This window comes from Amycolatopsis sp. NPDC003865, assembly GCF_053605345.1.
Genome location: NZ_JBSGJA010000003.1, coordinates 74857 through 101348, shown reverse-complemented (window position 1 = coordinate 101348; position 26492 = coordinate 74857). Strand labels below are relative to the sequence as shown.

The 26492-nt window shown below is 71.5% G+C and carries 35 protein-coding genes; 23 read left to right on the top strand and 12 right to left on the bottom strand.

The annotated features are described in order from the left end of the window. Positions 1–8 precede the first annotated feature (8 nt). Positions 9–617: an NAD(P)-dependent oxidoreductase gene (locus ACWEVP_RS09000; protein WP_452062057.1), complete on the bottom strand. Its 609-nt coding sequence runs from the start codon at positions 615–617 to the stop codon at positions 9–11. Between the two features lie 82 nt (positions 618–699). On the opposite strand from ACWEVP_RS09000, the gene ACWEVP_RS08995 reads away from it, so the two are divergent. Beyond that, entirely contained in the window at positions 700–1263 is a 564-nt protein-coding gene (locus tag ACWEVP_RS08995; RefSeq protein WP_452062056.1) for a TetR/AcrR family transcriptional regulator, read from the top strand. Here ACWEVP_RS08995 and ACWEVP_RS08990 read toward each other — a convergent pair. Continuing rightward, positions 1260–1748 (bottom strand): GbsR/MarR family transcriptional regulator, encoded by a 489-nt coding sequence (locus ACWEVP_RS08990; RefSeq protein ID WP_452062055.1) that lies wholly within the window; start codon positions 1746–1748, stop codon positions 1260–1262. The two genes, ACWEVP_RS08995 and ACWEVP_RS08990, sit on opposite strands and share 4 nt — an antisense overlap. A gap of 93 nt (positions 1749–1841) precedes the next feature. Here ACWEVP_RS08990 and ACWEVP_RS08985 point away from each other — a divergent pair, with 93 nt between their 5' ends. Both ACWEVP_RS08985 and ACWEVP_RS08980 read left to right on the top strand, forming a co-directional pair. Further along, the gene (locus tag ACWEVP_RS08985; RefSeq protein ID WP_452062054.1) at positions 1842–2738 is read left to right on the top strand and encodes an ATP-binding cassette domain-containing protein; all 897 of its coding nucleotides are present in this window, start codon (positions 1842–1844) and stop codon (positions 2736–2738) included. Next, on the top strand, positions 2735–4372 hold the full coding sequence (locus tag ACWEVP_RS08980) for an ABC transporter permease (RefSeq protein ID WP_452062053.1): 1638 nt from the start codon (positions 2735–2737) through the stop codon (positions 4370–4372). Before ACWEVP_RS08985 ends, ACWEVP_RS08980 begins: the two co-directional genes overlap by 4 nt. Here ACWEVP_RS08980 and ACWEVP_RS08975 read toward each other — a convergent pair. Together ACWEVP_RS08975 and ACWEVP_RS08970 are read right to left on the bottom strand one after the other, a co-directional pair. Continuing rightward, a complete protein-coding gene (locus ACWEVP_RS08975; RefSeq protein ID WP_452062052.1) occupies positions 4369–4839 on the bottom strand; it encodes a hypothetical protein in 471 nt (156 codons plus the stop codon). The genes ACWEVP_RS08980 and ACWEVP_RS08975 overlap by 4 nt on opposite strands. Before the next feature lie 39 nt (positions 4840–4878). Next, positions 4879–5205: a hypothetical protein gene (locus ACWEVP_RS08970; RefSeq protein WP_452062051.1), complete on the bottom strand. Its 327-nt coding sequence runs from the start codon at positions 5203–5205 to the stop codon at positions 4879–4881. Positions 5206–5331: 126 nt separating this feature from the next. On the opposite strand from ACWEVP_RS08970, the gene ACWEVP_RS08965 reads away from it, so the two are divergent. Then, positions 5332–6564 (top strand): MFS transporter, encoded by a 1233-nt coding sequence (locus tag ACWEVP_RS08965; protein ID WP_452062050.1) that lies wholly within the window; start codon positions 5332–5334, stop codon positions 6562–6564. A gap of 9 nt (positions 6565–6573) precedes the next feature. Further along, positions 6574–7890: a LuxR C-terminal-related transcriptional regulator gene (locus tag ACWEVP_RS08960; RefSeq protein ID WP_452062049.1), complete on the top strand. Its 1317-nt coding sequence runs from the start codon at positions 6574–6576 to the stop codon at positions 7888–7890. Here ACWEVP_RS08960 and ACWEVP_RS08955 read toward each other — a convergent pair. Further along, complete coding sequence (locus ACWEVP_RS08955; protein ID WP_452062048.1) at positions 7864–8424, bottom strand: TetR/AcrR family transcriptional regulator; 561 nt, start codon at positions 8422–8424, stop codon at positions 7864–7866. The genes ACWEVP_RS08960 and ACWEVP_RS08955 overlap by 27 nt on opposite strands. A gap of 96 nt (positions 8425–8520) precedes the next feature. Between ACWEVP_RS08955 and ACWEVP_RS08950 the strand changes: the two genes are divergently transcribed. Continuing rightward, positions 8521–8952, top strand: a complete 432-nt coding sequence (locus ACWEVP_RS08950; RefSeq protein WP_452062047.1) for a nuclear transport factor 2 family protein — start codon at positions 8521–8523, stop codon at positions 8950–8952. On the opposite strand, the gene ACWEVP_RS08945 is transcribed toward ACWEVP_RS08950, so the two are convergent. The 3 genes from ACWEVP_RS08945 to ACWEVP_RS08935 all read right to left on the bottom strand — a co-directional run bounded on the left by ACWEVP_RS08945 (position 8915) and on the right by ACWEVP_RS08935 (position 10630). Further along, a complete protein-coding gene (locus ACWEVP_RS08945; RefSeq protein ID WP_452062469.1) occupies positions 8915–9703 on the bottom strand; it encodes a metal-dependent hydrolase in 789 nt (262 codons plus the stop codon). The genes ACWEVP_RS08950 and ACWEVP_RS08945 overlap by 38 nt on opposite strands. Positions 9704–9761: 58 nt before the next feature. Next, entirely contained in the window at positions 9762–10115 is a 354-nt protein-coding gene (locus tag ACWEVP_RS08940; protein ID WP_086862300.1) for an STAS domain-containing protein, read from the bottom strand. Positions 10116–10321: 206 nt separating this feature from the next. After that, positions 10322–10630, bottom strand: coding sequence for a WhiB family transcriptional regulator (locus ACWEVP_RS08935; RefSeq protein ID WP_400901330.1), 309 nt, complete (start codon positions 10628–10630; stop codon positions 10322–10324). 162 nt (positions 10631–10792) lie between these two features. Here ACWEVP_RS08935 and ACWEVP_RS08930 point away from each other — a divergent pair, with 162 nt between their 5' ends. From ACWEVP_RS08930 to ACWEVP_RS08920, 3 genes are all read left to right on the top strand, one after another. Continuing rightward, complete coding sequence (locus tag ACWEVP_RS08930; protein WP_452062046.1) at positions 10793–11209, top strand: anti-sigma factor; 417 nt, start codon at positions 10793–10795, stop codon at positions 11207–11209. After that, the gene (locus ACWEVP_RS08925; RefSeq protein WP_452062045.1) at positions 11206–11979 is read left to right on the top strand and encodes a SigB/SigF/SigG family RNA polymerase sigma factor; all 774 of its coding nucleotides are present in this window, start codon (positions 11206–11208) and stop codon (positions 11977–11979) included. Before ACWEVP_RS08930 ends, ACWEVP_RS08925 begins: the two co-directional genes overlap by 4 nt. Before the next feature lie 62 nt (positions 11980–12041). Continuing rightward, positions 12042–12461 carry an ATP-binding protein gene (locus tag ACWEVP_RS08920; protein ID WP_452062044.1) on the top strand — a complete coding sequence of 140 codons (420 nt, stop codon included), beginning with the start codon at positions 12042–12044 and terminating at the stop codon, positions 12459–12461. On the opposite strand, the gene ACWEVP_RS08915 is transcribed toward ACWEVP_RS08920, so the two are convergent. After that, complete coding sequence (locus ACWEVP_RS08915; RefSeq protein WP_452062043.1) at positions 12462–12953, bottom strand: MarR family winged helix-turn-helix transcriptional regulator; 492 nt, start codon at positions 12951–12953, stop codon at positions 12462–12464. Positions 12954–12986: 33 nt separating this feature from the next. Between ACWEVP_RS08915 and ACWEVP_RS08910 the strand changes: the two genes are divergently transcribed. Genes ACWEVP_RS08910 through ACWEVP_RS08900 form a run of 3 tightly spaced genes read left to right on the top strand, consistent with a single transcriptional unit; the run spans position 12987 to position 15166 of the window. Next, positions 12987–13964, top strand: coding sequence for an aldo/keto reductase (locus ACWEVP_RS08910; RefSeq protein WP_452062042.1), 978 nt, complete (start codon positions 12987–12989; stop codon positions 13962–13964). Between the two features lie 18 nt (positions 13965–13982). Continuing rightward, entirely contained in the window at positions 13983–14621 is a 639-nt protein-coding gene (locus tag ACWEVP_RS08905; RefSeq protein WP_452062041.1) for a nitroreductase family protein, read from the top strand. Further along, a complete protein-coding gene (locus tag ACWEVP_RS08900; RefSeq protein WP_452062040.1) occupies positions 14618–15166 on the top strand; it encodes an SMI1/KNR4 family protein in 549 nt (182 codons plus the stop codon). The genes ACWEVP_RS08905 and ACWEVP_RS08900 overlap by 4 nt, the downstream gene beginning before the upstream one ends. A gap of 69 nt (positions 15167–15235) precedes the next feature. Here ACWEVP_RS08900 and ACWEVP_RS08895 read toward each other — a convergent pair whose 3' ends face one another. The 3 genes from ACWEVP_RS08895 to ACWEVP_RS08885 form a co-directional block, all read right to left on the bottom strand. Continuing rightward, positions 15236–15979 carry a 3D domain-containing protein gene (locus ACWEVP_RS08895; protein WP_452062039.1) on the bottom strand — a complete coding sequence of 248 codons (744 nt, stop codon included), beginning with the start codon at positions 15977–15979 and terminating at the stop codon, positions 15236–15238. 141 nt (positions 15980–16120) lie between these two features. Next, on the bottom strand, positions 16121–16762 hold the full coding sequence (locus ACWEVP_RS08890; RefSeq protein ID WP_452062038.1) for an alpha/beta fold hydrolase: 642 nt from the start codon (positions 16760–16762) through the stop codon (positions 16121–16123). 10 nt (positions 16763–16772) lie between these two features. Then, complete coding sequence (locus tag ACWEVP_RS08885; protein WP_452062037.1) at positions 16773–17453, bottom strand: HNH endonuclease family protein; 681 nt, start codon at positions 17451–17453, stop codon at positions 16773–16775. Between the two features lie 178 nt (positions 17454–17631). Between ACWEVP_RS08885 and ACWEVP_RS08880 the strand changes: the two genes are divergently transcribed. The 11 genes from ACWEVP_RS08880 (at position 17632) to ACWEVP_RS08830 (ending at position 26492) form a co-directional block, all read left to right on the top strand. After that, a complete protein-coding gene (locus ACWEVP_RS08880) occupies positions 17632–18675 on the top strand; it encodes an SEL1-like repeat protein (RefSeq protein ID WP_452062036.1) in 1044 nt (347 codons plus the stop codon). Between the two features lie 78 nt (positions 18676–18753). Continuing rightward, positions 18754–19374: a D-sedoheptulose-7-phosphate isomerase gene (locus ACWEVP_RS08875; protein ID WP_452062035.1), complete on the top strand. Its 621-nt coding sequence runs from the start codon at positions 18754–18756 to the stop codon at positions 19372–19374. Positions 19375–19421: 47 nt separating this feature from the next. Continuing rightward, positions 19422–19607 carry a HypC/HybG/HupF family hydrogenase formation chaperone gene (locus tag ACWEVP_RS08870; protein ID WP_452062468.1) on the top strand — a complete coding sequence of 62 codons (186 nt, stop codon included), beginning with the start codon at positions 19422–19424 and terminating at the stop codon, positions 19605–19607. 17 nt (positions 19608–19624) lie between these two features. Further along, positions 19625–20311, top strand: a complete 687-nt coding sequence (locus ACWEVP_RS08865; protein ID WP_452062034.1) for a D-sedoheptulose-7-phosphate isomerase — start codon at positions 19625–19627, stop codon at positions 20309–20311. After that, positions 20308–21363, top strand: a complete 1056-nt coding sequence (locus ACWEVP_RS08860; RefSeq protein WP_452062033.1) for an NADH-quinone oxidoreductase subunit B family protein — start codon at positions 20308–20310, stop codon at positions 21361–21363. Before ACWEVP_RS08865 ends, ACWEVP_RS08860 begins: the two co-directional genes overlap by 4 nt. Beyond that, positions 21360–23132, top strand: a complete 1773-nt coding sequence (locus ACWEVP_RS08855; protein ID WP_452062032.1) for a nickel-dependent hydrogenase large subunit — start codon at positions 21360–21362, stop codon at positions 23130–23132. The genes ACWEVP_RS08860 and ACWEVP_RS08855 overlap by 4 nt, the downstream gene beginning before the upstream one ends. Further along, the gene (locus tag ACWEVP_RS08850; protein WP_452062031.1) at positions 23129–23644 is read left to right on the top strand and encodes a NifU family protein; all 516 of its coding nucleotides are present in this window, start codon (positions 23129–23131) and stop codon (positions 23642–23644) included. The genes ACWEVP_RS08855 and ACWEVP_RS08850 overlap by 4 nt, the downstream gene beginning before the upstream one ends. Further along, positions 23641–24246 carry a DUF5947 family protein gene (locus tag ACWEVP_RS08845; protein WP_452062030.1) on the top strand — a complete coding sequence of 202 codons (606 nt, stop codon included), beginning with the start codon at positions 23641–23643 and terminating at the stop codon, positions 24244–24246. The genes ACWEVP_RS08850 and ACWEVP_RS08845 overlap by 4 nt, the downstream gene beginning before the upstream one ends. Next, positions 24239–24868, top strand: coding sequence for a DUF6084 family protein (locus tag ACWEVP_RS08840; RefSeq protein ID WP_452062029.1), 630 nt, complete (start codon positions 24239–24241; stop codon positions 24866–24868). Before ACWEVP_RS08845 ends, ACWEVP_RS08840 begins: the two co-directional genes overlap by 8 nt. Continuing rightward, on the top strand, positions 24865–25998 hold the full coding sequence (locus tag ACWEVP_RS08835) for a hypothetical protein (RefSeq protein WP_452062028.1): 1134 nt from the start codon (positions 24865–24867) through the stop codon (positions 25996–25998). Before ACWEVP_RS08840 ends, ACWEVP_RS08835 begins: the two co-directional genes overlap by 4 nt. Next, complete coding sequence (locus tag ACWEVP_RS08830; RefSeq protein WP_452062027.1) at positions 25995–26492, top strand: hydrogenase maturation protease; 498 nt, start codon at positions 25995–25997, stop codon at positions 26490–26492. Before ACWEVP_RS08835 ends, ACWEVP_RS08830 begins: the two co-directional genes overlap by 4 nt.

Sequence of the window (26492 nt, the reverse complement as noted above, 5' to 3'; positions counted from 1 at the left end):
AAGGCGGATCAGCCGTGGGCGATCGAAACCTTCGCCCTGATCAGCGTGGGGTCCGCCACGGCGTCGAGCAGGTACGCGGCGACGTCGGCGCGCCGGATCGTGAAGGTGCGGACGTTGCCGTCCAGCCGGCTCGCGACCTTGCCCGTGCGGGAGCCGTTCAGCAGCATCGGCGGGCGGACCACCGTCCAGTCCACCCCGGACGCCGTGACGACGTCCTCCATCGCGAGCATGTCGGCCCAGCCGTGCTTGAGGAAGGTGTTGAGCAGCGGCTTCACCAGGGTGCGGGTGAAGAAGCCGTCCCCTTCGGTGTGCATGCCGCTCGCGCTGACGACCAGCAGGCGCTTCGCCCCGGCCTCGAGCGCCGCGCGGGCGCCGTCCACGCAGACGGTCGTCGGCCCGCGGTCGCGGGAGCCCACCGCCGAGATGACCGCGTCGCGCCCCTCGATCGCGGCCGCCAGCTTGTCGTGGTCGTGCAGGCCGGCGACGACGACGTGGGCCGGCTGGGTCAGCCGAGCGGGGTCGCGGACGACGGCCGTGACGTCCCAGCCGCGGTCCAGTGCCTGCTTGACGACCTCGGTGCCGACGCCGCCCGTGGCGCCGAGAACGGTGATCTTCATGGTGGTCCTCCTCGGTTAGTGAACACTCACCAGGTAGGGTGAGTGTTCACTAACCACGCTGAGAACGCACTCAGGAGCCGCCATGGGAAGCCGTGCGGAGATCGTCGCCGCGGCCGCGAAAGTGATGCGCGAGCAGGGCTACGCCCACGCGACCACCAAGGTCATCGCGCGGACCGCCGGCTACTCGGAGGCGATGCTCTACAAGCACTTCCGCGACAAGACCGACCTGTTCCTGAGCGTGCTCTCCGACGAGCTGCCCGCGCTCGGCAGCACGCTGGCCGAGCTGACCGCGGATCCCGGGCGGGCACCCCTGCGGGACAACCTCGTCCGCGTCGCGCGGCTCGGCCTGGCGTTCTACGCCGACAGCTTCCCGATCGCCATCTCGATGTTCTCGTCACGCGAGCTGCTGCGCTCGCACCGGGACCGCGTGGGCGGCGCCGGACCGCGCATCCCGTTGAAGGGTGTCGAGGACTACCTGCGCGCCGAGCGGGAACTGGGCCGGATCAAGGCGGAGACCGACGTCGAGGCGGCCGCGTCCCTGCTCCTCGGCGCGTGCTTCCAGCAGGCGTTCCTGGCGACCTTCGAGGAGAGCGAGCCGGCCGAGCTGGCCGGCCGGCTCGCGGACACCCTGCTCGCCGCGCTTTAGGCGTTCTTCTCCTCGCGCAGCTTGTGCCAGCGCTCGTACATGCCGTTCAGCTCGACCAGCATGAACGACAGGAAGTCCCGCATCTCGGCGAGCCGCTTCCCCGCCGGCGAGTCCTCGCCGAGCGCGTCGATGCCGTTCTCGGCCGCGTCGCGCCACATGATGATCATGCGGTCGCGCTTGAGGAACGTGGCGTACCAGAGGTCGTCGTAGAGGCGGTAGTGGTCGCGACGCTCGCCGGGCTCGCGTTCCTTGGCCACCAGGCCGATCTGCTCGAGGAAGCGGACGGCCCCTGAAATGGCGGCCGGGCTGACCGACAGCTGCGAGGCCAGGTCGGCGGCGGTCAGCCGGCCTTCGTCGGTGGTCATCAGCGCGGCGAACACCCGCGCGGCCATGCGCTGCATCCCGATCTGCGAAAGCACGAGCGCGAGGCTCTCGACGTACCGGCGGACGGCGTCTTCATCCCTCTTCGTGTCAGGCGTCGTCATCGGCCCATCCTTCCGTACCACCCCAGCAAGATCACTCCATCTAGACATTTTCTTAACTTCACAACTTTGTGAAACCAGTGTAGCTTCCGAAGCATGGAAAACGCCATCGCGATCTCCGGCCTCCACAAGTCTTTCGGCCGGACGAAGGCCCTGGACGGCCTTGATCTGCAGGTACCTACTGGGGAAGTACACGGGTTCCTCGGCCCGAACGGCGCCGGGAAGTCCACCACCGTCCGGGTCCTGCTCGGACTGCTCCACGCGGACTCCGGGAACGTCCGGCTGCTCGGCGGCGACCCCTGGAAGGACGCGGCGAGCCTGCACCGCCGCCTGGCCTACGTGCCCGGCGACGTCAACCTCTGGCCCAACCTCTCCGGCGGCGAGGTGATCGACCTGCTCGGCCGCCTGCGCGGCGGGCTCGACGAGAAGCGCCGCGCCGACCTCATCGAGCGGTTCGACCTCGACCCGAAGAAGAAGGGGCGGACGTACTCGAAGGGCAACCGGCAGAAGGTCGCCATCGTCGCGGCGCTCGCGTCGCGGGTCGACCTGCTGATCCTCGACGAGCCGACGTCCGGCCTCGACCCGCTGATGGAGGCGACGTTCCAGTACGCCATCCAGGAGGAGCGCGAACAGGGCCGGACCGTGCTGCTGTCCAGCCACATCCTCGCCGAGGTCGAGGCGCTGTGCGACAAGGTCAGCATCATCCGCAACGGCAAGACGGTCGAATCCGGCACCCTCGCCGAGCTGCGCCACCTCACCCGGACGTCGATCACCGCCGAGCTGGCCGGGCCGCCCAACGGGCTCACGAAGCTGGCGAACATCCACGACCTCAAGGTCGAGGGCAACCGCGTCCGCTTCGACGTCGAAACGCGCTCGCTCGACGAAGCCCTCCGCCGGCTCACCGAAGTCGGTGTCCGGAGCCTGGTCAGCCAGCCGCCGACGCTGGAAGAGCTCTTCCTGCGGCACTACACCACCGAGGCGAGCGCGAAATGACGGCGACGCTCTCCCGCGCCGAAGCCGAGGTCGCGCCCGCCCACGAACTGGCGGGCACCTGGCACCTCACCCGGCTCGCGCTGCGCCGCGACCGCGTGGTCCTGCCGATCTGGATCGTGCTGCTGAGCATCGTCCCGGCGAGCACGGTCAACACGTTCACGCAGTTCTACCCGACGGTCGCCGACCGGCTGGCCCTGCAGGCCGGCGCGAACACCAACCCGTCGTACGCCCTGCTGTACGGGCCACCGTTCGACCTGACCACCGCCGGCGGGTTCATCGCCTGGCGCATGTGCGGGTTCCTGGCCCTGCTCACCGGGCTCATGGTGGTCTTCACGGTCACCCGGCACACCCGCGCGGAGGAGGACACCGGCCGCGCGGAGCTGCTCGCGTCCGCGGTCGTCGGCCGGTACGCGGCGCTGACGTCGGCGCTGCTGGTGGCCGGCGGCGCGAGCGTGCTGATCGGGATCGTGCAGGCGGTCAGCATGGTCGGCGCCGGCCTGCCCGCCGCCGGTTCGGTCGCCTTCGGCGCGGCGGAAGCCCTGACCGGGCTGGTGTTCACCGCCGTCGCGGCGGTCGCCGTCCAGCTCGCCGAGTACTCCCGCACGGCCAACGGGATCGGCACCGCCGTCGTCGGCGCCGCGTTCCTGCTGCGCGGCGCCGGGGATTCCACTGTGGACGCTCGCTGGCTGTCGTGGCTGTCGCCGATCGGCTGGGTGCAGCAGGTCCGCGCGTTCGCCGGCGAACGCTGGTGGGTGCTCGCGCTGCCGGTGGTGTTCGCGCTGGTCGTCGGCGCGGCCGGGTACTGGCTGCTCCCCCGCCGTGACGTCGGCGTCGGCATCCTGCCGCCGCGGCCGGGACCGGCCCGGGCGGCGGCGAGCCTGCGGTCGCCGCTGGCGCTGGCCTGGCGGCTGCACCGCGGTCCGCTGCTCGGCTGGACGATCGGCACGGCCGTGGTCGGCGCGGTGTTCGGCTCGATCGCCAGCGGCATCGGCGACCTCGTCGGGTCGAGCCCGCAGGCGCAGCAGATCTTCGAACGGCTCGGCGGCAGCCACGCGCTGACGCAGGCGTTCCTGGCCGCGATGGCCGGGATGTTCGCCATGGTCGCGGCGCTGTACGGGGTCCAAGCCGTGCTGCGGATGCGCGGCGAGGAGACGGCGATCCGGCTCGAGCCGGTGCTGGCCACGAGCGTCGGCAAGCTGCGCTGGGCAGGCGGCCACCTGGTGTTCGCCTTCCTCGGGACGGCGTTGCTGCTGCTCGCCGGCGGGTTGTTCATGGGGCTGGCCAACGGGTTGCGCACCGGCGACGTCGGCGGCTCGGTCGGCGACGCGCTCGCCGGGATGCTCGTCCAGCTGCCGGCGGCCTGGGTGGTCGTGGCGCTGGCGGTGGCGATCTTCGGGCTGCTGCCGGGGTTCTCGGCCGCCGCGTGGGCGGTCGGCGCGCTGGCGCTGCTGCTGAGCCTGTTCGGCCCGGTCGTCAACCTGCCGCAGGCCGTGCTCGACGTGTCGCCGTTCCAGCACCCGCCGAAGATCCCCGGCCAGGAGTTCGTCGCGACACCACTGGTCTGGCTGCTGGCGATCGTGGTGGTGGCGCTGGTGGCAGGCCTGGTGGGCTGGCGCCGCCGGGACGTCGGCTAACGCGGTTTCAGCTCGTGGCCGGGACCGGCCACGAGCTGGGCCTGCGGCCCGCCCTGCCCGCAGGCGGGGCCGCCCGGGTGCAGGAAGCCGGGCGTGACGGTGACGGTGTGCGGGCGGCCGTCGTCGAACCGGACGGTCACCTTGACCGGCTCGGCGGGCAGGCCGGGGATGTCGGCGAAGCCCTGCAGCCCGCCGGTCGGGACCATCGAGGCGCCGCAGGCGGCGTCGGGGCCGGTCCCGGTGCAGGACGTGGCGCCGGCGGCCGTCTCCGGCTGGAGGTCGACGGGGCGCGTGACGCACTGGTCGCCCCAGCAGGCGTCGAGCGAGGCGCGCGTGACACCGGCGGGATCCGGGACGGTGAGACCGATCCCGACCCGGGTGCCGATGTCCGGGCAGGCCACCCCGCCGCCGCCAGCCTGGCCGCAGCCGGCGACGAGGAGCACCGCGATCCACGGAATCCTTCGCATGCGGTCTGGACGGAGTTCCGGGCGCGCGGGTTGCACGGGTCAGTCACGCCACCCGCTGGTCAGCGGCAGAGCGGGCGAGGTTTCCGTGGTGGAAGTGGCCGTGGCCGGCGGCGTCACGGTCACTTCGACGACGCTCGTGGTGGTGGTCGGCGGCGAAGTCTCCACCGAGGTGACGGTGGACGGCGGCACGGACGCGGTCACCGTGACGGGCACGGCGGAGACGGTGGTGGGCGGCGGGGTGGTCGGGAGATCGGCGGGCTTGGGCGCCGCCCGGCCGGCGATGAGCAGCGCGGCGACCAGCAGTCCGGCGGAGAACCCCGCCAGCCCGGTGACCGCGGCGGAGCCCCAGGTAGGTCGGCCGTTCATCCGGGCACCCCCTCGCCACAAAAGCGCAGGTACGAGGACTTACTCGCGTTGATCTTACTTGGTGTTACAGAACGTGCACCTTGAGTCTGCTTGACTCAACTTTGCTGAGCGTGCCAAGTTGGCTACATGGGGGCACTGGGGAACCGCGACTTCCGCCGGCTGTGGGCCGCCGACCTGGTGAGCCAGCTCGGGAGCCGGGTCGACGTGCTGGCGGTGCCGCTGCTCGCGGTCACCGCGCTCGGCGCGTCGGTCTTCGAGGTGTCGCTACTGCGGACCGCGGAGAGCCTGCCGTACCTGGTGCTCGGCCTGCAGGTCGGCGCGTGGTGCGACCGGATGCGCCACCGCCCGGTGCTGATCGCCGCCGACGTCGGCCGCGCGGTGCTGATCGCGTCCATCCCGGTCGCCGCGCTGTTCGGCGTGCTCGGGTTGGCCCACCTGCTGGTCGTGGTGCTCGGGGTCGGGCTGCTGGGCGTGTTCTTCGACATCGCGCACCAGACCTACGTCCCGCGGCTGGTCACGCGCGAAGAGCTGCCGGACGCGAACTCCCGGCTCCAGACGAACCTGTCGATGGCCGCGGTCGCCGGCCCCGGCCTGGCCGGGCTGGTCGTCCAGGCGCTCGGCAACGCCGCGGCGCTGGCCGTCGACGCCGTCAGCTACCTGTGGTCGGCGCTGTGGCTGCGCCGGATCGAAACCCCCGACGTCCGGCCCGAACCCCGGCCGCGGCGGCTGCTGCGCGAGATCGGCGACGGTCTCCGCGTCGTCCGCGCCGACCGGATCCTGCTCGCGATCAGCGTGCACGGTGCCGTGTCCAGCTTCTTCCAGTCGGTGCACCTGGCCATCGTCGTCGTGTTCCTGGCCCGTGACGTCGGCCTTTCGCCGTGGGCGATCGGGCTGCTCGGCACGGTGACGCTGACCGGCGCGCTCACCGCCGGGCTCACCGCGCGGCGGATCGGCGCGCGGCTCGGGGGCGCGCGGGCGCTCTGGGGCGCGGCGGTGCTGTACGGCCTGGCCTACCAGCTCTACCCGTTCACCGAGCCCGGCTGGGGGCTCGCCTGCTACGTCGTCGCCGGGTTCTTCACCAGCTTCGGCGTCATCGTGCTGAACGTCTTCGGCATGAGCTTCCAGCAGGCCGTCGCGCCGCCGGAGCTGCTGGGCCGGGTCAACTCGATCACGCACACGCTGGTCTTCGGCGCCGTTCCGCTCGGCAGCCTGCTCGGTGGCGCGCTGGCGAGCGCGTTCGGGATGCGGGTGACGCTGCACATCGCGGCGGCCGGGGTGCTGGCGTCGGCGGCGATCCTGCTCTGGTCGCCCCTGCGGCGGCTGCGGGACCTGAACGACGTCTCAGCCGGCCACCCCTAGCTTCGAGGCATGGACGAAACCGCGCGGGCCCACGGCCTCTGCGAAGCCGCCCATTCCGCGTGGAAGGCCGGTGATCCCGCGCGGGCCCGCCGGCTGCTCGAAGTCATGGCCGCGCAGGTGCGCGAGCCCGTCGCCCGGCCGTTCACCGGGCGGCTGCGCGGGCTCATCGAGCTCTACAGCGGCAACCTCGCCGCCGCGCAGGAGCACCTGGTCACCGTGGCCGGGCAGACCGATCCCAGTCACGCCGCCCGGGCGCTGTTCCTCGCCATCGACGCCGCGCACCACCGCGACCGCTGGGAGGACGTCGTCGCGCTGGCCCGGCGGATCACCGCGCTGCCGTGCGAACCCGGCTTCCACGTCCTGGCCGAGCTGCTCGTCGGCGACGGCGAGACGCCGGACCCGTGGCGGATCGTCGACGTCGTGCCGGACACGCTCACCGAGCGGCACGCGCACCGCTGGCTCGTCACGATGGCGATCAGCCGCCGCGGCCCGCACCGGCAGGCCACGCGGGAGTTCGGCCTCGTCGCCGCACAACGCCTGCGCGCCAACGGGATTCTCGCGCTCTACGCGGTCCTGCTGGTGTGGCTGGCCGAGCTCGAACTGGACCTCGGCCGCTGGGCCGACGCACGGGCGCACGCGGAGGAAGCGCTGCGGACCGCGGCCGAGCAGCGCGTGACGGTGGCCGACGCTCACGCGGTTCTGGCCCGGCTCGCGGCTCTGCGCGGCGACGGCCCCGAGTGTCGCCGGTACGCGGAACTCGCACTGCGGGAAGCGCCCGCCCAGGACAACGCGCTGGCGGCGGCCCACGCCCGGTGGGCGTTGGGCGCGCTGCACCTCTCGCGCGGCGAGCTCGCCGAAGCGGCGGAACGGCTTTCGTCGCTCGGGCACCGGGACGTGGACGCCGCGGCTGCGTTCGACCGCGCCGAAGCGCGGTCGGAGTGGGTCGCCGGACCCGGCCTGCCGTTCGAGCGGGCGCGGGGCCGGCTTCGGCTGGGCCAGCGGTTGCGGCGGGAGCGGCGGATCACCGAGGCCAAGGTCGAGCTGCGGGCCGCGTTGGAGACGTTCGAAAGCCTCGGCGCGGCGGAGTGGGCGGCCACGGCCGGCCGGGAACTGCGCGCGGCCGGGTCGTCCGCGCCGGGCCACGGGCAGCTGACCGCGCAGGAGCGTCAGGTCGCGGAGCTGGCGGCGGCCGGGCTGTCCAACCGCGAGATCGGCGCGCGGCTGTTCCTCAGCCCGCGGACCGTCGGGTACCACCTTTACAAGGTGTTCCCGAAGCTTGGTGTCGCCAGCCGGGCGCAGCTACGCGACGTCGCTCTCCCCGGCTGACGCCCGCAGCCCGTCGACGACGATCCGGACGAGGTGCGTGCTGCCCGGCGAGTACCGCTCGACGGCGAGGCAGCCGACGATGAGCGCCCGCAGGTCGTCGCCGTCGATGTCGCGGCGGACGGCACCGGCGTCCTGCGCCCGCTTCAGCAGTTCGCCGAGCGCGGAGCGGAAGTCGTCGCCCGCGCCGGCCTTGAAGGCGTGACCGCTGGTCTCGGCGAGGGCGTCGCAGATGGCCCGGTTGAGCGAGGCCTGCTTGATGACCCGGACGAAGTAGTCGAGGAAGACCTCACCGGGCTGGTCGGCCGCGGCGAGCCCGCGCGCCTCTTCGGCGAACTGCTCGATCCGCTCGAGGACGACGGCCTGGAAGAGCGCCTCCTTGCTGGGGAAGTGCCGGTAGACGGTGCCGGCGCCGACGCCGGCCAGCCGCGCGATGTCGTCGAGCGGCACGGCGAGCCCGTCGGCGGCGAACGCCTCCTCGGCGGCAGCCAGGACCTTGGCCCGGTTGCGCCGCGCGTCCGCGCGCATCTTCTCCATGTTCTTCTCCTCGTTGACAAACGGAACGCACGCTCCGTATCGTCGTAAGCGGGTGCACCGTTCCGATTCAACGCCCAGTCTTCCAGGAGAATTCCGATGCCCAGCACCGTGTCCCCGGCGCGTTCCGTCTTCGACCGCTTCCTGGCCGCTTCGGTCGAGAACCGCTGGGACGACCTCGCCGACTGCTACGCCGAAGACGTCACCCTCGAAATGCCGTTCACCCTGCCCGGCGCGCCGCGGGTGACCCACGGCCGCGAGGAGCTGCGCCGCCGGTTCCGCCGCGCCGGTGCGGCCCGGCGCATCACGAAGGCCGGCAACGTCGTCGTGCACGAAACGAAAGACCCGTCGGTGCTGGTCGCCGAGTTCGACCTCCACCAGGAAATGGGCGGCGAAAGCTTCGTCGCCACGTACGTGATGGTGATGACGATCAAGGACGGCCTGATCGCGCACACCCGCGACTACACCGACACCGCCGCGGCGGCGGAACGGGTCAAGGCGTGGTCGCCTGCTGGCTCGCCGGCGGGATGAACAGCCGCTCGAAAGTGTGCACCGACCAGTCCCACACGCCGGGCACCAGCAGCACGCCGAGCACCACGAACACCGGGAAGACCAGCCGCTTCTCGACCTTCTTGCCCGTCTTGAACCGGAGGGCCTTCGGCGGCCCCAGCTCGTACCAGGTCTCGCCCGCGATCGGGATCGGGAAGAGGAACGGGCAGCCGGACTCCGTCAGCGCGTCGCCGAGGCAGTGGGTCAGGCAGCCCGCCGCGACCGCGATGCCCAGCCAGCCCGAAATGGCTTCGAGCTCGCCGGCCCGGTCGGGCGGCGCGGTGAAGAACCACCAGGCCACCGCCGCGCCGCTCACCGGCAGCAGCCAGTCGCCCAAGGCGCCTTCGGCCAGCATCAACCCGAAGATCACGACACCGACGACCGCCCACGGGCCACCGGTTTCGGTGCCCCACGACGTCAGCGCGCCGAGGCCGGCCGCGAACAGGACCGTGTGGGACAGGTGACGGTGCTGGCCCGTCACCTTCTCGTCGCGGGGCCCCTTCGTCAGCGCGTAGAACGCCGCCGACACACGGCGTAGCAGCCACGACAACGCGCCCGTCAGCCAGCCGAGCAGCCGGGACGCGCTCGCGCCGGGGTGGTCGAGGTCGGGCAGCAGGGCGAACCCCGCCGTGGTGGCCGCGAAGACCACCGCCTGGTGCACCGAACCGGCCCCGACCGCGGGCGCCAGGGCCAAGCCCGCGCACCAGCCGGTCAGGGCGTGCGTCCGCCCCATCATCGTGCCGCCCCCAGGTCACCGCGGGAAAATCACTCCGCGGAACCGTAGCGGCCGGTCAGGCTTGGGGGTCTTCCGACACGCTCAGGTGTTCGGCAACGCCGGTGAGCTCGATCACGCGGCTCACGGCGGGACTGGGGACGACCTCGAGCTCGACATCCTGCTCGCCGGCCTGGCGTTGTGCGCGGAGCACCACGTTCAGCGCGGAGGAATCGAAGAAGGTCACCCCGGTCAGATCGGCCACGACCCGCTGCGCGCGCTTGTCCGCGATCAGCCCCGCCAGGGCCTCCTGCAGCTGCGGGCTGGTGAGCAGATCGAGCTCGCCGGTGACCACCACCCGGGGCTCCGTCGCGTCGGTGTCCAGCGTGATGCCGAACCCGGGCGGGGTGGCGTTCTGGTCGGCTGCGGGCATGCAGTTTCTCCTCGTCAGGCGCTGCTCCTGCGCCGGGTACGCGCCTGCTGTCTCAAGCGGCAACCGTGTCACCGTGCCTTCCTGAAGCTCACGCCGGCACGGTCAAAGGCAACTCCGGGGCCAACCCTAACCCAGGAAGCGACCGAGCCCGCCACGGCCGCCACCCATTCGCTCCGACTGTTCACGTGCGATCGGATCCTGCCTGGTCAGTGCGCGCTCACGGCCTTGCGCGCCGCCCTGCGCTGGCGCAGGAACAGCTGCCGCCGCTCGATCTCGCCGAGGCCGCCCCAGATGCCGTACGGCTCCTGCACGGTCATCGCGTGCTGCCGGCACTGCGCCAGCACCGGGCACGTCTGGCAGATGGCCTTGGCCCGGGACTCGCGCCGCTCGCGTGCCGAACCCCGCTCGTTGTCCGTGTGGAAGAACAGGCTGCTGTCCGCGCCGCGGCAAGAACCGCGCAGCTGCCATTCCCACTCTTCAGCAACCACGTTGGGCAGCCGGCTGACGTCAGCCATGTCGTCCCTGCCTTTCCCAGGATGAGCATCTCGACCGCTACATGCCCGCCGGTGGAGCGGATCAAACCCGGGTTTGGTTTGCTCACCCCACGGGCATCTCGCGACCGGGCGTGAAGAGGACACCGCCGACCCCTGGAGCGCGAGCCGGAGAAAGGAACAAACGTGGAGGACAACGCCCCCCTCGTCCCGGAAGGCGCGCAGGTCATCGAGGTGCGGACGGCAGCGATCCCGCACGTCGTGCCGACGCTGCGCACCATCGTGGCGGACATCGCCATGCGCCAGGACTTCGACCTCGACGCCGTCGAGGACCTCCGGATGGCGGTGGACGAAGCGTGCTCGCTGCTGCTCCCCGCCAGTTCGGACGGCAGGCTCACCTGCGTCTTCTCGTGGAACGGACCGCGCATCGAGGTCTCGGTGTCGGTGCTTTCGGACACGCCCGACCACGAAGACGACTCCGGGCTGTCGTGGCAGCTGCTGACCGCGCTCGCGACGTCGGCCGAGCGCACGGTGACCCCGGAGGACGGGCGCTACCTGTCCCGGGTCGACCTCGTCCGGGAGAGCCAGGCGGCGGACTCGTGACCGACCCCGCCGGGGGCAGCGGGGAGGACGTCGCCGCGCTGTTCACCCAACTCGCCGGGCTGCCGGCGGACTCGCCGGAGCGGGAGCGCATCCGCGACACGCTGGTGCGCACGCACCTGGAGCTCGCGCGCAACCTGGCCCGGAAGTTCCGCAACCGCGACGAGGCGATGGAGGACCTGGTCCAGATCGCCACGGTCGGGCTGATCCACGCCGTCGACCGGTTCGACCCCGAACAGGGGACGGACTTCCTGGCCTTCGCCGTCCCCACCATCTCCGGGGAGCTGCGCCACCACTTCCGCGACAACAGCTGGTCGGTGCGGGTGCCGCGGCGGCTCAAGGAGCTGAACGCGAACATCTCCGCCGCGCGCGAGGAGCTCACGGTGCAGCTCTCGCGCGCGCCGAAGCCCAGTGAGATCGCGTCGCGGCTCGGCGTGCCGATCGAGGACGTCTACGAGGGCCTTCGCGCCGGTCAGGGCCGCTACGGCGCGTCGCTGGACCACCTGCTGGAGAACGCCGCGCACACGCGGTTCGGGGCGCCGGACGCCGAGCTCGGCCAGGCCGAGCTGCGGGAGGCGCTGCGCCCGATGCTGGAGAGCCTGCCCGAGCGGGAGCGCAAGATCGTCGCGCTGCGGTTCGGGTCCGGGATGAGCCAGTCGGACATCGCGCGCCGCGTCGGGGTCTCCCAGATGCAGGTGTCGCGGTTGCTGGCCGCGACCTTGAAGAAGCTGCGTTCGGGCCTGGACGAATCCGAGCTCGCCGACGGCACCTGATTAGCCGCTCACCCGCTTGGGTACCAAGCGGACGGTACCGGAACTCACTGGGAGGGGGACCGATGACGACGTCGAGGATGCCGCAGCGCACGGCTGTCCAGGCCGCGCCGCTGGCGGTGCCCCTCCCGGACGACGTGACGGCCCCGGCCCGGGCGCGGCACGAAGTTCGCTCGGCGCTGCTCGCGGCCGGCCTGTGCGAGGCGCAGCTGGACGACGTCCTGCTGGCCACGTCCGAGCTGGTCACCAACGCCTTCGAGCACGGAGAACGCCCGCGGCGCCTCGAGCTGGCCTACGCCGACGGGCGGCTTACGCTGCGAGTGCACGACGCCGGGCAGCTGCTGCCGGAGCTGCGGGCGCCGTCGCCCGCCGAGGCCCGCAGCCGCGGGCTCGTCCTGGTCCAGGCCCTGTCCGAGGACTGGGGCTTCGAGCGCTGCCCCGGCGGCAAGTTCGTCTGGGCCGTCTTCCGCATCCCCGGCGCCTGATCAGGGCTCCAGGAGCTCCCGGGCGGCGGCGGTCTCCGCGATCCGCTGCCGGAACGGCTTGCGCTCCAGCGCCTCGACGATCGCCGCCAGCACCCCGCGCAACGGGTAGGGCAGCTCGGCTTCCAGCGCTTCCGACGCTTCGGTCGTCGCTGTCCACTCCGCCTCGATCAGCGGCAGCAGGCCGCGCGTCTTCTCGGTCAGGGACACGATGCGCCGACGCGCGTCCGCGCCCGGTTCGAGGCTGACGAGCCCGGCGCGGTTCATCTGCGCGACGGTCTGGCTGGCCGCCGAGTGCGTCACGCCGATTTCGGCGGCGAGGTCGCGGATGGCCAGCGGGCCGCGCGCGAGCAGCGCCCGCACCACCGGTGAGTACCGGGGGCGGTAGTCGGCGAGGCCGATGTCGGCGAGGAACAGCGCGACGTCGGACTCGAAGATCTCGAGCACGTGCCGCATCCGGGTCCCCAGCCCGTCCGGACCCGATGTCATGGCCATGACCGCCGATCATAGGTGTGCTTGGATCGCGGCATGGAGAACCGGAAGATCGCCCGGCTGGGCCGTGAGGTGTCCGTCGTCGGGCTCGGCTGCTGGCAGCTCGGCGCGGACTGGGGCGAAGTCGACGAAACCGACGCGCTGGCGGTGCTGAACGCGGCGGCCGACGCCGGCGTCACCTTCTTCGACACCGCGGACGTCTACGGCGACGGGCGCAGCGAACGGCTGGTGGGCCGGTTCGCCGCCGCGCGGGACGGGGTGTTCGTCGCGACGAAGATGGGCCGCCGGGTCGAGCAGGTGCCGGAGAACTACGTCGCCGCGAACTTCCGCGAGTGGAACGACCGCTCGCGCCGCAACCTCGGCGTGGACACGCTCGACCTGGTCCAGCTGCACTGCCCGCCGACGCCGGTGTACTCGTCCGACGCGGTGTACGACGCCCTGGACGAGATGGTCTCCGAGGGCCGGATCAAGGCGTACGGCGTGAGCGTCGAGACGTGTGACGAGGCGTTGACGGCGCTGGCCCGGCCGAATGTCGCTTCGGTGCAGATCATCCTCAACTGCCTGCGGCTCAAGCCCCTGGAGCGCGTGCTGCCCGTGGCGGCCGAGGCGGGCGCGGGGATCATCGCGCGCGTGCCGCTGGCGTCCGGCCTGCTGTCCGGGCGCTACACGGCGTCGACGACGTTCGCCGCCGACGACCACCGGAACTTCAACCGCCACGGCGAGGCGTTCGACGTCGGCGAGACCTTCTCGGGCGTGCCGTACGAGGTCGGGCTGGCGGCGGTCGAGCGGCTGCGCGGGCTGGTGCCCGAGGGGCAGGCGCTGGCGCAGTTCGCGCTGCGGTGGATCATCGACCAGCCGGGCGTCAGCACGGTGATCCCGGGCGCGCGCAACGCGGCGCAGGCCACGGCGAACACCGCGGCGGCCGCGTTGCCGCCGTTGTCCGAAGAGGCCTTGGCGGGCGTGCGCGAGACGTACGACGAGCTGGTCCGTCCGCTCGTGCACGACCGCTGGTAGTCCCGGCATGATGGGCCGATGATGACGCCCGAAGAGCTCCTGACGACCACCAGGACCGTCCGCAAGCGGCTCGACCTCGACCGGCCCGTGCCGCTCGACCTGGTGAAACACTGCGTGCAGGTGGCCCTGCAGGCGCCGAGCGGCTCGAACACCCAGCGCTGGCAGTGGCTGGTGGTCACCGACGCCGGCCAGCGGGCGGCGCTCGGGAGCATCTACAGCCGGGCGTGCCACGAGTACCTGGCCTCTTCGCGGGCGGCCGGGAAGCTGTTCGCGGACGACCCCGTGCGCGCCCCGGTGCAGCAGCGGGTCGGCAGCAGCGTCGAGTACCTGGCCGACCGGATGGGTGACGTGCCGGTGCTGGTGGTGCCGTGCCTGGAGACGCCGTCGGCGGAGCTGCCGTCGGGCAACCAGGCGGGGCTGTGGGCGTCGCTGCTGCCGGCGGTGTGGAGCTACATGCTGGCGGCCCGCTCGGTGACGCTGGGAACGGCGTGGACGACGCTGCACCTGGCGTACGAGCAGGAGGCGGCGGAGGTGCTGGGCCTGCCGAAGAACGTCCACCAGGCGGCCCTGATCCCGACGGCGTTCTACACGGGCGAGACGTTCAAGCCGGCCGCGCGGCAGCCCTTGGAAGAGGTCCTGCACCTCGACCGCTGGTGAGCTGGGACGGCGTCCGGGAGCGGCTGGCCGAACTGGCCGCCGCCGATCCGGGCCTCGAGCGGTTCGGCGCCGGCGAGCACGAGTACCGGCTCGGGCCTCCGGTACCGGAGGCGGATCTCGAGGAGTTCGAGACCCGGCACGGCGTGACGCTGCCGGCGGACTACCGGGACTTCCTGCTGACCGCCGGTGAGTACGGAGCCGGGCCGTACTACGGCCTCTTCAAGCTCAGCGCACCGGAGGACCGCTACGAGGACGAGTGGCGGCCCGGCTTCCTGTCGACGCCGTTCCCTCACACGAGCGCCTGGAACCGCGCCGAGCACCACCCCGTCGACAACGAAATCCCGGACGAGCTGTACGAGGACCAGCGCTGGATCACCGGTTCGCTGAAGCTGTGCCACTTCGGCTGCGGCGCGTACTTCCGGCTCGTGGTGACGGGGCCGGAGCGGGGACGGCTGTGGTTCGACGACCGGGGGTCCGACGGCGGCGTCTCCCCGGTCGGAACGGGCTTCCGCGAGTGGTACCTGGAGTGGCTGGACTCCCCGTGAAGGCCTCCTTGCCGGGGCGTTTGGGGACGTCGGCAAGGAGGCCGGCACGGCCTCGCGGCCGTCGGGGGGTCAGCGCACGGTCAGGGTGAGCCGCTGGATGCCCCAGGCGTCGGCCTGTGCGCCGGGCAGCCAGACGTCGACGATGTCGTCCTTTATCCAACTGCCGATGTCCGCCGCGTAGCACTCGCCGTAGCCGGGCACGGAGAACCGGGTGCCCCACGGGATGATCCGGGCGTCGACCGCGCAGAAACCCGGCCCGGCGTTGTAGCCCAGCGCCGTCTGCGCGACGTCGTTGTAGGACGTGACGCGGTAGTTCAGCGTGGTGCCCGCCGGGATGCGGTAGGCCGCGAGCCGGCTGGCGCCGTCGAGGCGGTACGCCGTGGAGATCTGGCCGAGCGAGCCGGGCGAGTTGTCCTCGGCCGTCATCGCGTAGAGCTGGTAGTTCGCGTTTTCGCACGGGCTCGCGTCGGTGACGGTGAGCGTCGGCTGGCCCCAGTCGCTGATCCACTGCAGGGCCTGGCCGTTGCGGAACGCGCGGTAGGCCTTCGCGCCGGTGACGCGGGCGAAGGTGAAGGTGACCTTGCCGTCCGCGCCGAGACCGCCGCTGACCGAGCCGGGCGCGGGCAGGCGGTCGGTGACGTCGACGGCGCCGACGAGCGTGCCGGGACCGTGGCCGCCGGTGACCGGGCGGTCCGGGATCGGGCCGGGGTAGAAGTGCTGGCAGGCGGGCAGCGTGGCCGCGGACGCGGCGGGGGCGACGAGCAGGCTGCCGGCGGCGAAGGCCGCCAGCGCGAGGACCCTGGCGAGACGCATGACGAGGAGACCTCCATGGTGGGGACCGGGGTGGAGGTGACGCGGTGGGAGGTGCGGGTTCGCCGCGAGACTGACGTTAAGTGGCCTGGACCACACAGTCAATAGGTCTAGACCTTTAAGTTCTCCGGTACCCCGATCGGCTCAGCCGAGGTAACTCACCAAGCGGTCGGCGATCTGCGCGGGGTGACTCAGCGGAGCGCAGTGCGGGCCGTCGACCTCGTCCGGCGTCAGGCCGAGGCGGTCCCGGGCCACCCGGCGCTGGAAGTCCGGCGTGAAGAACCGGTCGTCACGGCACAGCAGGACCCGCGTCGGAACGTCCGGGTGGGCCGGCAACGGCCACGGCTCGTCCCACTCCCCGCTCACCTGCTCGCGTCCGCGCGCCTGGCACTCCGCGGCCAGTTCCGGCGAGACGCCGTTGAAGAACTGCTCGGTCTCGCTCAGGCCCTCGGGGGCGGAAAAGCCCGTGTTGGACCACCACTGCCCCGGCGGCTCCCCCGGCGCCGGGATCATCCCGGCCAGGTAAACCAGCAGCCGCGCCCGCAGCTTCGACGCGACCAGCGGCGCCGTGAACCCGCCGTAGGAATGCCCGACGACGGCGACATCCGAAGCGTCACCCAGCTCCGCCAAGACGACGTCCACGAACGACGACAGCCCCGCCGACGGGTCGGTGATCGGCAGGTCCGGCGCGACGAAGCCGTGGCCGCGCGCCTGGAGTTCCGGGCCGAGCAGGTGGAAGTCCCACCCGCTGCCACCGCCGCCGTGGATCAGCGCGAACGTCGTCATGCCGGCCAGCTCAGCAGCGGCGCAGCATGTCCGTCAAGGCGGTCTTCTCGCCCTCGGTGATCGTCAGGCCGTAGTAGTGCTTCACCACGATCCAGTCGGTCGCGTAGGTGCACCAGAACGCCACGAGCGGCGGTTTCCACTGGTCCGGCGCCTTGTCGCTCTTCTGCTGGTTGAGGTTGTCGGTGACGGCGAACAGCTGCGGCCGGGTCAGGTCGTTGGCGAACTGCTCGCGCTTCTCGGTCGTCCACGTCTTCGCGCCGCTGGCCCAGGCCTGCCCGAGCGGGACCATGTGGTCGATGTCGAGGTCGGTCGCCTTGGTCCACGTCTCGTCGTCGTAGACACTGGTCCACGTCCCGGAGACCGCCTTGCAGTCCTTGTCGGTCTCGACGTCCTTGCCGGCCCGCTTGAGGACGACTTCGCGGGTGTCGCAGCCCGACCCCTGGCTGTCCCAGTGCGGGAACTTCTCCCGCGAGTAGCCGTCCATGCCCGTGCGGTCGGCGATCTTCAGCTCCGCGAGCTGCTTCTGCGCGTCGGCGGCGGTGGCCGGAACCGGTGCCGAGGACGTCGACGGCGGCGGGGTCGCACCGGAGCTTCTGCTCGTCGCCCAGTACCCGAAGAACGCGACCGCCAGGATCGCGACTACCAGCAGAGATCGTTGGGTCACGCTGAGCCGAAAGCCGCGGGCCGCCACGATTTTCTCCTCTCGAATTCACCTGAGCGCGGCGTAGTCTCACCCCTGCCGGCCTGGGAAAACCGCGCCGACACGACGAGCTGGCGCGAATGTGACCTCGCCCACCCACGGCTGGGGTGTCACACCGAGCCGATCATCTGCGACTACCGGAGCAGGACCCATCCGGAGGGAGCAGCCGATGCCCGGTCGGCTCAAGAAGTTCGACGAGTTCTTCCAGCGCAAAGCCGCGGAAGGCGGCAACGTCATCGCCATGGCCAGGATGGGCTCCGCCATGCGCGAGCAGGGGAACCTGGTCGAGGCCGAGTCGTGGTTCCGCAAGGCCGCGATGGGCGGCGACCGCGTCTCGATGACGTCGCTGGCGCACCTGCTCGCCGATCGCGGCGCGCAGGAAGAGGCCGAGCGCTGGTACCACGAGGCCGCGCTGGCCGGCGAGCCGCACGGGATGCTGAACCTCGCCCGCTCCTACGAGCGGCGTGGCAAGCGCGAGGACGCCCAGCACTGGTACGGCGAAGCCGCGCGCACCGGCGACCTGCCCTCCATCGCCGCGCTCGGGCACATGCTGCGCGAGCAGGGCCGGACCGAAGAGGCCGAGACGTGGCTGCGCCAGGCCGCCGACGCCGGGTTCACGACCGCGATGATCGACCTCGGCGTCGTGCTGCGCGACCGCGGTCAGGCCGCCGAAGCCTCCCGCTGGTGGCGCTCGGCCGTGCTGGCCGGCGACCTCGCCGCCACCTGCCAGCTGGGCAGGCAGGCCGAACGGCTCGGCAGGCCCGGCGACGCCGAGTCGTGGTACCGCCAGGGCGCGACCGGCGGGCACGTCGAGGCGATCGTCCGGCTCGGGCTGCTGCTGCACCGCCGCGGGGACCTCGAAGAAGCCGAGAACTGGTACCTCGACGCCGCCGAGCGCGGCGACCCGGCCGCGATGACCAACCTGGGCGTGCTGGCCCGCAACCGCGGCGACGAGGGCGAGGCCGCGGCCTGGTACCGCAAGGCCGCCGAGCACGGCAGCGTCCCGGCGCTCACCAACCTCGGGCACCTCGCCGAGCACCGCGACGACCTCGGCGAGGCCGAGCAGTGGTTCCGCCGCGCCGCCGACACCGGCGACGTCCAGGGCATGCTCAGCCTGGCGCGGATGCTGCGGTCGCGGGGAGCCGCCCATGAGGCGGAGCAGTGGCTCGCCCGTGCGGAGCACGTCCAAGACGACCGAGAGCACCATTTCTGACCGTTCGATCTATTGTGTGATCCAACTCACAGCTCTAGCCTGAATTCGGCTCACACCACTGAGCAGAGGAAGTGCCGCGTGCCGTGGTCACCGAATCACCCGGGCTCCGTCGACGCGCTGTTCGAGCGCCGCAGGGGGCCGGTGCTCGCCCTGGCCGATGACGCCAGGACGGTGGCCGAGGCGTGCCACGGCATGGCCCGGCGGTTCCACCGCGGCGGCAAGCTCGTCGTGTTCGGCAACGGCGGCCCCAGCACCGACGCCCAGCACGTGGCGGTCGAGTTCGTCCACCCGGTGATCGTCGGCAAGCGCGCGCTGCCGGCACTCTCGCTGACCGCCGACGTCGCGACGGTCACCGGCGTCGCCAGCCGCGCCGGCCTCGACGACGTCTTCGCCCACCAGCTGCGGATCATCGGCGACCCGGCCGACATCGCGCTCGGCATCTCCACCGACGGCGGGTGCGCGAACGTCCGCCGCGCCCTCGAGACCGCCCGCGACCTCGGCATGCTCACCGTCGCGCTGACCGGTGGCGACGGCGGCGCGATCGCGCGGACGCCCGGCCTCGACCACGTCCTGATCGCCCGGTCGACCGACCCGCGGGTCGTCAAGGAGGTCCACGTGACCACGTACCACGTGCTGTGGGAACTGGTGCACGTCTTCTTCGAGCAACCCGGCGTGCTGACCCCGGAGGTGGCGTCGTGAACGCCGATGGCGCCGACAGAGCGGCCGGCCCCGTCTGCCACGACGGGGTGTGCATCACCTGCTCCGACACCGCGGTCGAGGTGACCGTGGTCGAGCTCCTCGAAGACGAGCTCGCTGTCGTGGACACCGGGTCCACCCGGGAAGAGGTCAGTGTCGCGCTGGTCGAGGCCGGCGTCGGCGACCGGATCCTGGTGCACGCCGGAGAAGCCATCGCACGGTTGGCGAAGCCCTAGCCGCGGGAGAAGCCGGTATGACGCGGGAACGCCCCGTCACCGACGGTCTCGAAGCGCTGTACCCGTTCCTGTACTCGGGTGAAAGCGACCTCGACGCCGTCCTCCGCCAGGTCGAGCAGTCCACTGTGGACAAGGTGCGCGAGATCGTCGCCCTGCGCGGCGACGTCCTCGCGGCCGACCGCGACCGGCTGTTCGCGTGCGCGCAGGACATGGCGCGCGCGTTCCGCGGCGGCGGCAGGCTGCTCGCCTTCGGCAACGGCGGCAGCTCGACCGACGCCCAGGACCTCGCCAGCCTGTTCCTCAGCCCGGCGGGCGACGCGAAACCGTTGCCCGCCTTCGGGTTGACGAACGACATCGCGGTGGTGACCGCCCTGTCCAACGACATCGGGTTCGACGTCGTGTTCGCCCGGCAGATCGGCGCGTTCGGACGTCCCGGCGACATCGCCGTGGGCCTGTCCACCAGCGGGAACTCCGCGAACCTGCTGCGCGCCTTCGACGAAGCCGCCCGGCGCGGCATGGTGACCGTCGGCATCGCCGGCTACGACGGGGGCAAGATGGCCGAGCTGGACAGCATCGACCACCTCTTCGTCGTCCCGTCCCCGTCCGTGCACCGCATCCAGGAAGCCCAGACGACCCTCTACCACGCGCTGTGGGAGCTGACCCTCGGCGCGCTCGACGACCTCGCCAAGGGTGATCAGCCGTGACGCACGCTGAAGAGACCGAAGAGCAGCCCATCCACATCCTCTGGATCAACGCCGGCCTGTCCTGCGACGGCGACTCCGTCGCACTGACCGCCGCCACGCAACCGAGCATCGAGGAAATCGTCCTCGGCGCTTTGCCCGGCCTGCCCAAGATCGCGGTCCACTGGCCGCTGATCGACTTCGAATGCGGCCCCGACAAGGGGGCCGACACGTTCATCGAATGGTTCCACAAGGCCGACCGCGGCGAACTGGAGCCGTTCGTGCTGGTCGTCGAGGGCTCGATCCCGAACGAGGCGATCAAGGACGAGGGCTACTGGTGCGGGTTCGGCAACAACCCCGAGACCGGGCAGCCGATGACGACCAGCGAGTGGCTGGACCGGCTGGCGCCGAAGGCCCTCGCCGTCATGGCCGTCGGGACGTGCGCCACCTACGGCGGCATCCACGCGATGGAGGGCAACCCGACCGGCGCCATGGGCGTGCCCGACTACCTGGGCTGGGACTGGAAGTCCGGCGCCGGCATCCCGATCGTCTGCGTGCCCGGCTGCCCGACCCACCCGGACAACCTGTCCGAGACCATCACCTACCTGCTCTACCAGGCTGCCGGGCAGGCGCCGATGATCCCGCTCGACGACCACCTGCGGCCGCAGTGGCTCTTCGGCGCGACCGTGCACGAGGGCTGCGACCGCGGCGGCTACTACGAGCAGGGCGAGTTCGCGACCGAGTACGGCTCCCCGAAGTGCCTGGTGAAGCTGGGCTGCTGGGGGCCGGTCGTGAAGTGCAACGTGCCCAAGCGCGGCTGGATCAACGGCGTCGGCGGCTGCCCGAACGTCGGCGGGATCTGCATCGGCTGCACGATGCCGGGCTTCCCGGACAAGTTCATGCCGTTCATGGACGAACCACCGGGGGCGCACATGTCGTCGTTCGCCAGCAGCGCGTACGGCTCGGTGATCCGCCGGCTGCGGAAGATCACCGAGCGCAAGGCCGACACCGAACCGAAGTGGCGGCACAAGGGCGGAAAACTCGACACCGGCTACCAGGCGGGGGCGCGGTCATGACCGAGATGAAGGAGAAGACCGACCTCGTCGAGATGGCGTGGGACCCGATCACCCGGATCGTCGGCAGCCTCGGGATCTACACGAAGATCGACTGGGCGCAGAAGAAGGTCGTCGAGTGCCACAGCACGTCGTCGGTCTTCCGCGGCTACAGCATCTTCATGAAGGGCAAGGACCCGCGCGACGCGCACTTCATCACCAGCCGGATCTGCGGGATCTGCGGCGACAACCACGCGACGTGCTCGGTCTACAACCAGAACATGGCCTACGGCGTCCGACCGCCGCACCTCGGCGAGTGGATCATCAACCTGGGCGAGGCCGCCGAGTACATGTTCGACCACAACATCTTCCAGGAGAACCTGGTCGGGGTCGACTACTGCGAGAAGATGGTCGCCGAGACCAACCCCGGCGTCCTGGAGCAGGCGAACCGCACCGAGGCGCCGCACGCAGCCGACCACGGCTACCGCACCATCGGCGACATCATGCGCTCGCTGAACCCGCTGGAAGGCGAGTTCTACCGCGAAGCCCTGCAGGTGTCGCGCAGCACGCGCGAGATGTTCTGCCTGATGGAAGGCAGGCACGTCCATCCGTCCACTTTGTACCCCGGCGGCGTCGGCACGGTCGCGACCGTGCAGCTGTTCACCGACTACCTGACCCGGCTGATGCGCTACGTCGAGTTCATGAAGCGCTGCCTGCCGATGCACGACGACCTCTTCGACTTCTTCTACGAAGCCATCCCCGGCTACGAGGAGGTCGGGCGGCGGCGGATCCTGCTCGGCTGCTGGGGCAGCCTCAACGACCCCGAGCACTGCGACTTCACCTACGAGAACATGGAGGCCTGGGGCCGCAAGATGTTCGTGACGCCCGGCGTGGTCGTCGACGGCGAGCTCGTCACGACCAGCCTGCTCGACATCAACCTCGGCATCCGGATCCTGCTCGGCAGCTCGTTCTACGAGGACTGGGCCGACCAGCCGATGTTCGTCACCCACGACCCGCTGGGCAACCCGGTCGACCAGCGCCACCCGTGGAACCAGCACACCATCCCGCGCCCGGCCAAGCGCGACTTCGACGACAAGTACTCGTGGACGATGTCGCCGCGCTGGTTCGACGGCAAGGACCACCTCGCCCTCGACACCGGCGGCGGCCCGATCGCCCGCCTGTGGGTGACCGCGCTGGCCGGGCTCGTCGACACGCCGTACCTGAAGTCGACCGGCCACAGCGTCAAGATCACGCTGCCGCGCACGGCGACCAAGCCCGAGGTCGAGTTCGAGTGGAAGATCCCGCGGTGGAGCAACGCGCTGGAGCGCAACCGCGCGCGGACGTACTTCCAGGCGTACTCGGCGGCGCTCGCGCTGCACTTCGCCGACCAGGCCCTCGGCGAGGTCCGCAAGGGCAACACCAAGACGTGGGAGCCGTTCAAGGTGCCGGACGAGGGTGTGAGCTGCGGCTTCACCGAAGCGGTGCGCGGTGTGCTGTCGCACCACATGGTGATCAAGGGCGGCAAGATCGCGAACTACCACCCGTACCCGCCGACGCCGTGGAACGGCAGCGTCCGCGACAGCTTCGGCACGCCGGGGCCGTACGAGGACGCCGTGCAGAACACGCCGATCTTCGAGGAGAACAGCCAGGAGAACTTCAAGGGCATCGACATCATGCGCGCGGTCCGCAGCTTCGACCCGTGCCTGCCCTGCGGCGTCCACATGTACACCGGCAAGGGCAAGGTGCTGGAACGGCTGCACACCCCGCACGCGTTCGGCGGGGAGCTGGGATGACGGAGGTCGACCGGGTCGGCGAGCGCATCGAGCAGCTGCTGGGCGAGTTCTCCGGCGCGGACGCCGAGCTCGCCGAGGAGCTCGTCCACACGCTGCTCGAGTTCTACGGCGCCGGCCTGGCCCGGATCGTCGAGGCCGTCGACCGGCCGCTGCTCGACCGCCTCGCCGAGGACGACCACGTCCGCGGCCTGCTCGTGCTGCACGACCTGCACCCGCGGTCGACGCACGAGCGCGTCGCCGAGGCGCTCGACAAGGTCCGGCCGTACCTGGGTTCGCACGCCGGCGACGTCGAGTTCGTCGGCATCGACGACGGCGTCCTGCGGCTGCGGCTGCGGGGCAGCTGCGACGGCTGCCCGTCCTCGGCGGTCACCGCGAAGCACGCCATCGAGCGGGCGGTCCGGGAGGTGGCGCCGGAGATCTCCGACGTCGTCGTCGAGGGCGTGGCCGAAGACGCCGGCCCGGGCGGCCGTCCGCTGCTCCCGCTGGTCCCGTGTCCCGTGGAGGTCCCGTGACCGGCGGCCTGCGCAGGTTCCGCACTCCCGCACCGCGCGCCGCGCCGGGCGAGAAGTGCGAGATGTGCGCGGAACCCATCGGCCCGGAACACGGGCACGTCATCGACCTCGAATCGCGGACGATCCTGTGCACCTGCCGGGGCTGCTACCTGCTCTTCACCCACCAAGGGGCGGGCGGGAAGCGGCACCGGGCGGTGCCGCAGCGGTTCCGGCACATGCCCCGCTTCGGCCCGGGCCCGGCGCTGTGGGAGTCCGCGGGGATCCCGGTGAAGACGGCGTTCCTGTTCCGCAACTCCGTGCAGGACCGCGCCGTCGCGTTCTACCCGAGCCCGGCGGGCGCCACGGAGTCCCTGCTCCCGCTGGGCACCGGCGACGACCTGCTCGCCGCCGCCGGCGCCGCCGACGACGTCGAAGCGCTCCTGCTGAACCAGCTCGACCTCGGCTTCGAGTGCTTCCTGGTGCCGATCGACGTCTGCTACGAGCTGGTCGGGCTCGTCCGGACCACCTGGCGCGGCTTCGACGGCGGCACCGAGGCCCGCGAGGCCATCGACGGGTTCTTCACGCGCCTGCGCGAGCGCAGCGAGGTCGTGGCCGATGGCTGAGCTGAGCTTCGACTGCATCGACGTCCGGCCGCTGAAGTACGCCGCGTCCCCGACACTGGCGTTCCGGCTGCGGATCTCCGAGCTGACCGGGCAGCCCGTGCACGCGATGGTGCTGCGCGTCCAGATCCGCATCGAGCCGCAGCGCCGCCGCTACAGCGACGACGAGTCGGAACTGCTCACCCACCTCTTCGGCGAGCGCGCCCGGTGGGGCGAGACGCTCAAGCCGTTCCAGTTCACGACGGTGGCGGTGACCGTGCCCGGGTTCACCGGCGCCACCGAGGTCGACGCCGAGGTGCCGTGCACCTACGACCTCGAAGTCGCGGCGGGCAAGTACTTCCACGCCCTCGCCGAGGGCGTCGTGCCGATGGTGCTGCTGTTCAGCGGGACCGTGTTCGGCAAGGGCGGCCCGGGGTTCTGGGTCGAGCAGGTGCCGTGGCACACGCAGGCCGAGTGCCGGATGCCGGTGGCGGTCTGGGACGAGCTGATGGCCCGCTACTTCCCGGACGTCGCGTGGATCAAGCTGCCGCGGGAGTCGGTGGACGCGCTGCTCAAGTACAAGGCGCAGCACGCGATCCCGACGTGGGAAGCGGCGGTCGAGCGGCTGCTGGCGGGTGAGCCGTGAACGTCCTCGACCAGGCCCGCGCGGTCGGCGACGCCGTGCTCTACGAGGGCTACCTGCTCTACCCGTACCGCGCGTCGGCGCCGAAGAACCAGGTGCGCTGGCAGTGGGGCGTGCTGGTGCCGCCGTCGTACGCCTCCGCCGAAATCGGCGAGCACTCCTCCGCCCGCGTCGAGTGCGTCCTCGAGCCCCTCGAACGCACGATCCTGCGCGTCAAGCTGCGCTTCCTGGGGGCGCGGACGCGGCCCGGCACCGCGTGGGACGAAGGCGTCGAGCACGAGATCGACTTCGAACTGCCGCTCTCGGAACTCCCGGCCGAGAAGCCGTTCCGGCAGGCCGGGCTGTCCGGCGTCCTCACCGCCCGGGTCGACCCGCTCGACGGGCCGTTCGGCGGCGCCCGGCTGCGCGTGGAGGTGCACAACACGACGTCGTGGCCCTCCGACGGCGTCCGCGAGCACGCCCTGCGGCACGCGCTGCTCGCGGCCCACCTGGTGCTCAGCGTCGACACCGGGCACTTCCTGTCCATGCTCGACCCGCCGGAGTGGGCGAAACCGGCGGTCGAGGCGTGCCGCCAGGAACGGCTCTGGCCGGTGCTGATCGGCGACACCTCGCGCAGCACGGTGGTGCTCGCGTCGCCGATCATCCTCTACGACGACCCGGCGATCGCGCCGGAAAGTCCCGGCGACCTCTTCGACGGCACCGAGATCGACGAGATCCTGACGCTGCGCACGATGACGCTGACCGACGACGAGAAGCGCGAGGCCCGGGCCACCGACCCGCGCGCGGCGGCCATCGTCGACCGCGTCGACGCGATGCCGCCCGAACTGCTGGAGCGGCTGCACGGCGCGGTCCGGTCCGTCCGGCCGGTCCGGCCCTCGGTGGTCGTCGCCGGGATCCGCGTCGCGGAAGGGTCGCGCGTCCGGCTGCGGCCGAACCTGCGCGGGACCGACGCCCAGGACATGTTCCTCGTCGGCAAGACGGCCACCGTGCGGGTCGTGTTGTCCGATGTGGACGGTGTCTCGTACCTGGCGGTGACCCTCGACGACGACCCGGCCGCGGACCTGCAGCACGCGCACGGGCGGTACCGGTACTTCTCCCCCGACGAGATCGAGCCCTTGGAGGTGGCGGAATGAGGCCACGAGTCCTGGTCGCCGGCATCGGGAACATCTTCCTGAGCGACGACGGCTTCGGCGTGGAGGTCATCAAGGAACTGGAGCAAGCCGACCTGCCGCCCTGGGTGCAGATCGCCGACTACGGCATCGCCGGCATGCACCTCGCCTACGACCTGATGGGCGGTTACGACACGACGATCCTGCTCGACGCGACCCCGCACGGCCGGCCACCCGGCACGCTCTCGCTCATCGAGGCCGACACCGGGGACCTGGCCGCTTCGGCGGCGATCGACGCGCACGGGATGCAGCCGGACGCCGTGTTCCGCTTGCTTCGCCTGCTTGGCGGTGACGCCGGGCGGGTGTTGATCGTAGGGTGCGAACCCGCGTGTCTCGACGAAGGGATCGGACTGTCACCACGGGTCGAAGCCGCCGTTCCGGCCGCGGTGCGCGCCGTCACCGAACTGGCCTGGGGCACCAGCCCACGGCTGCCGCTGCGTGAGAAGACGGAGGTCTGA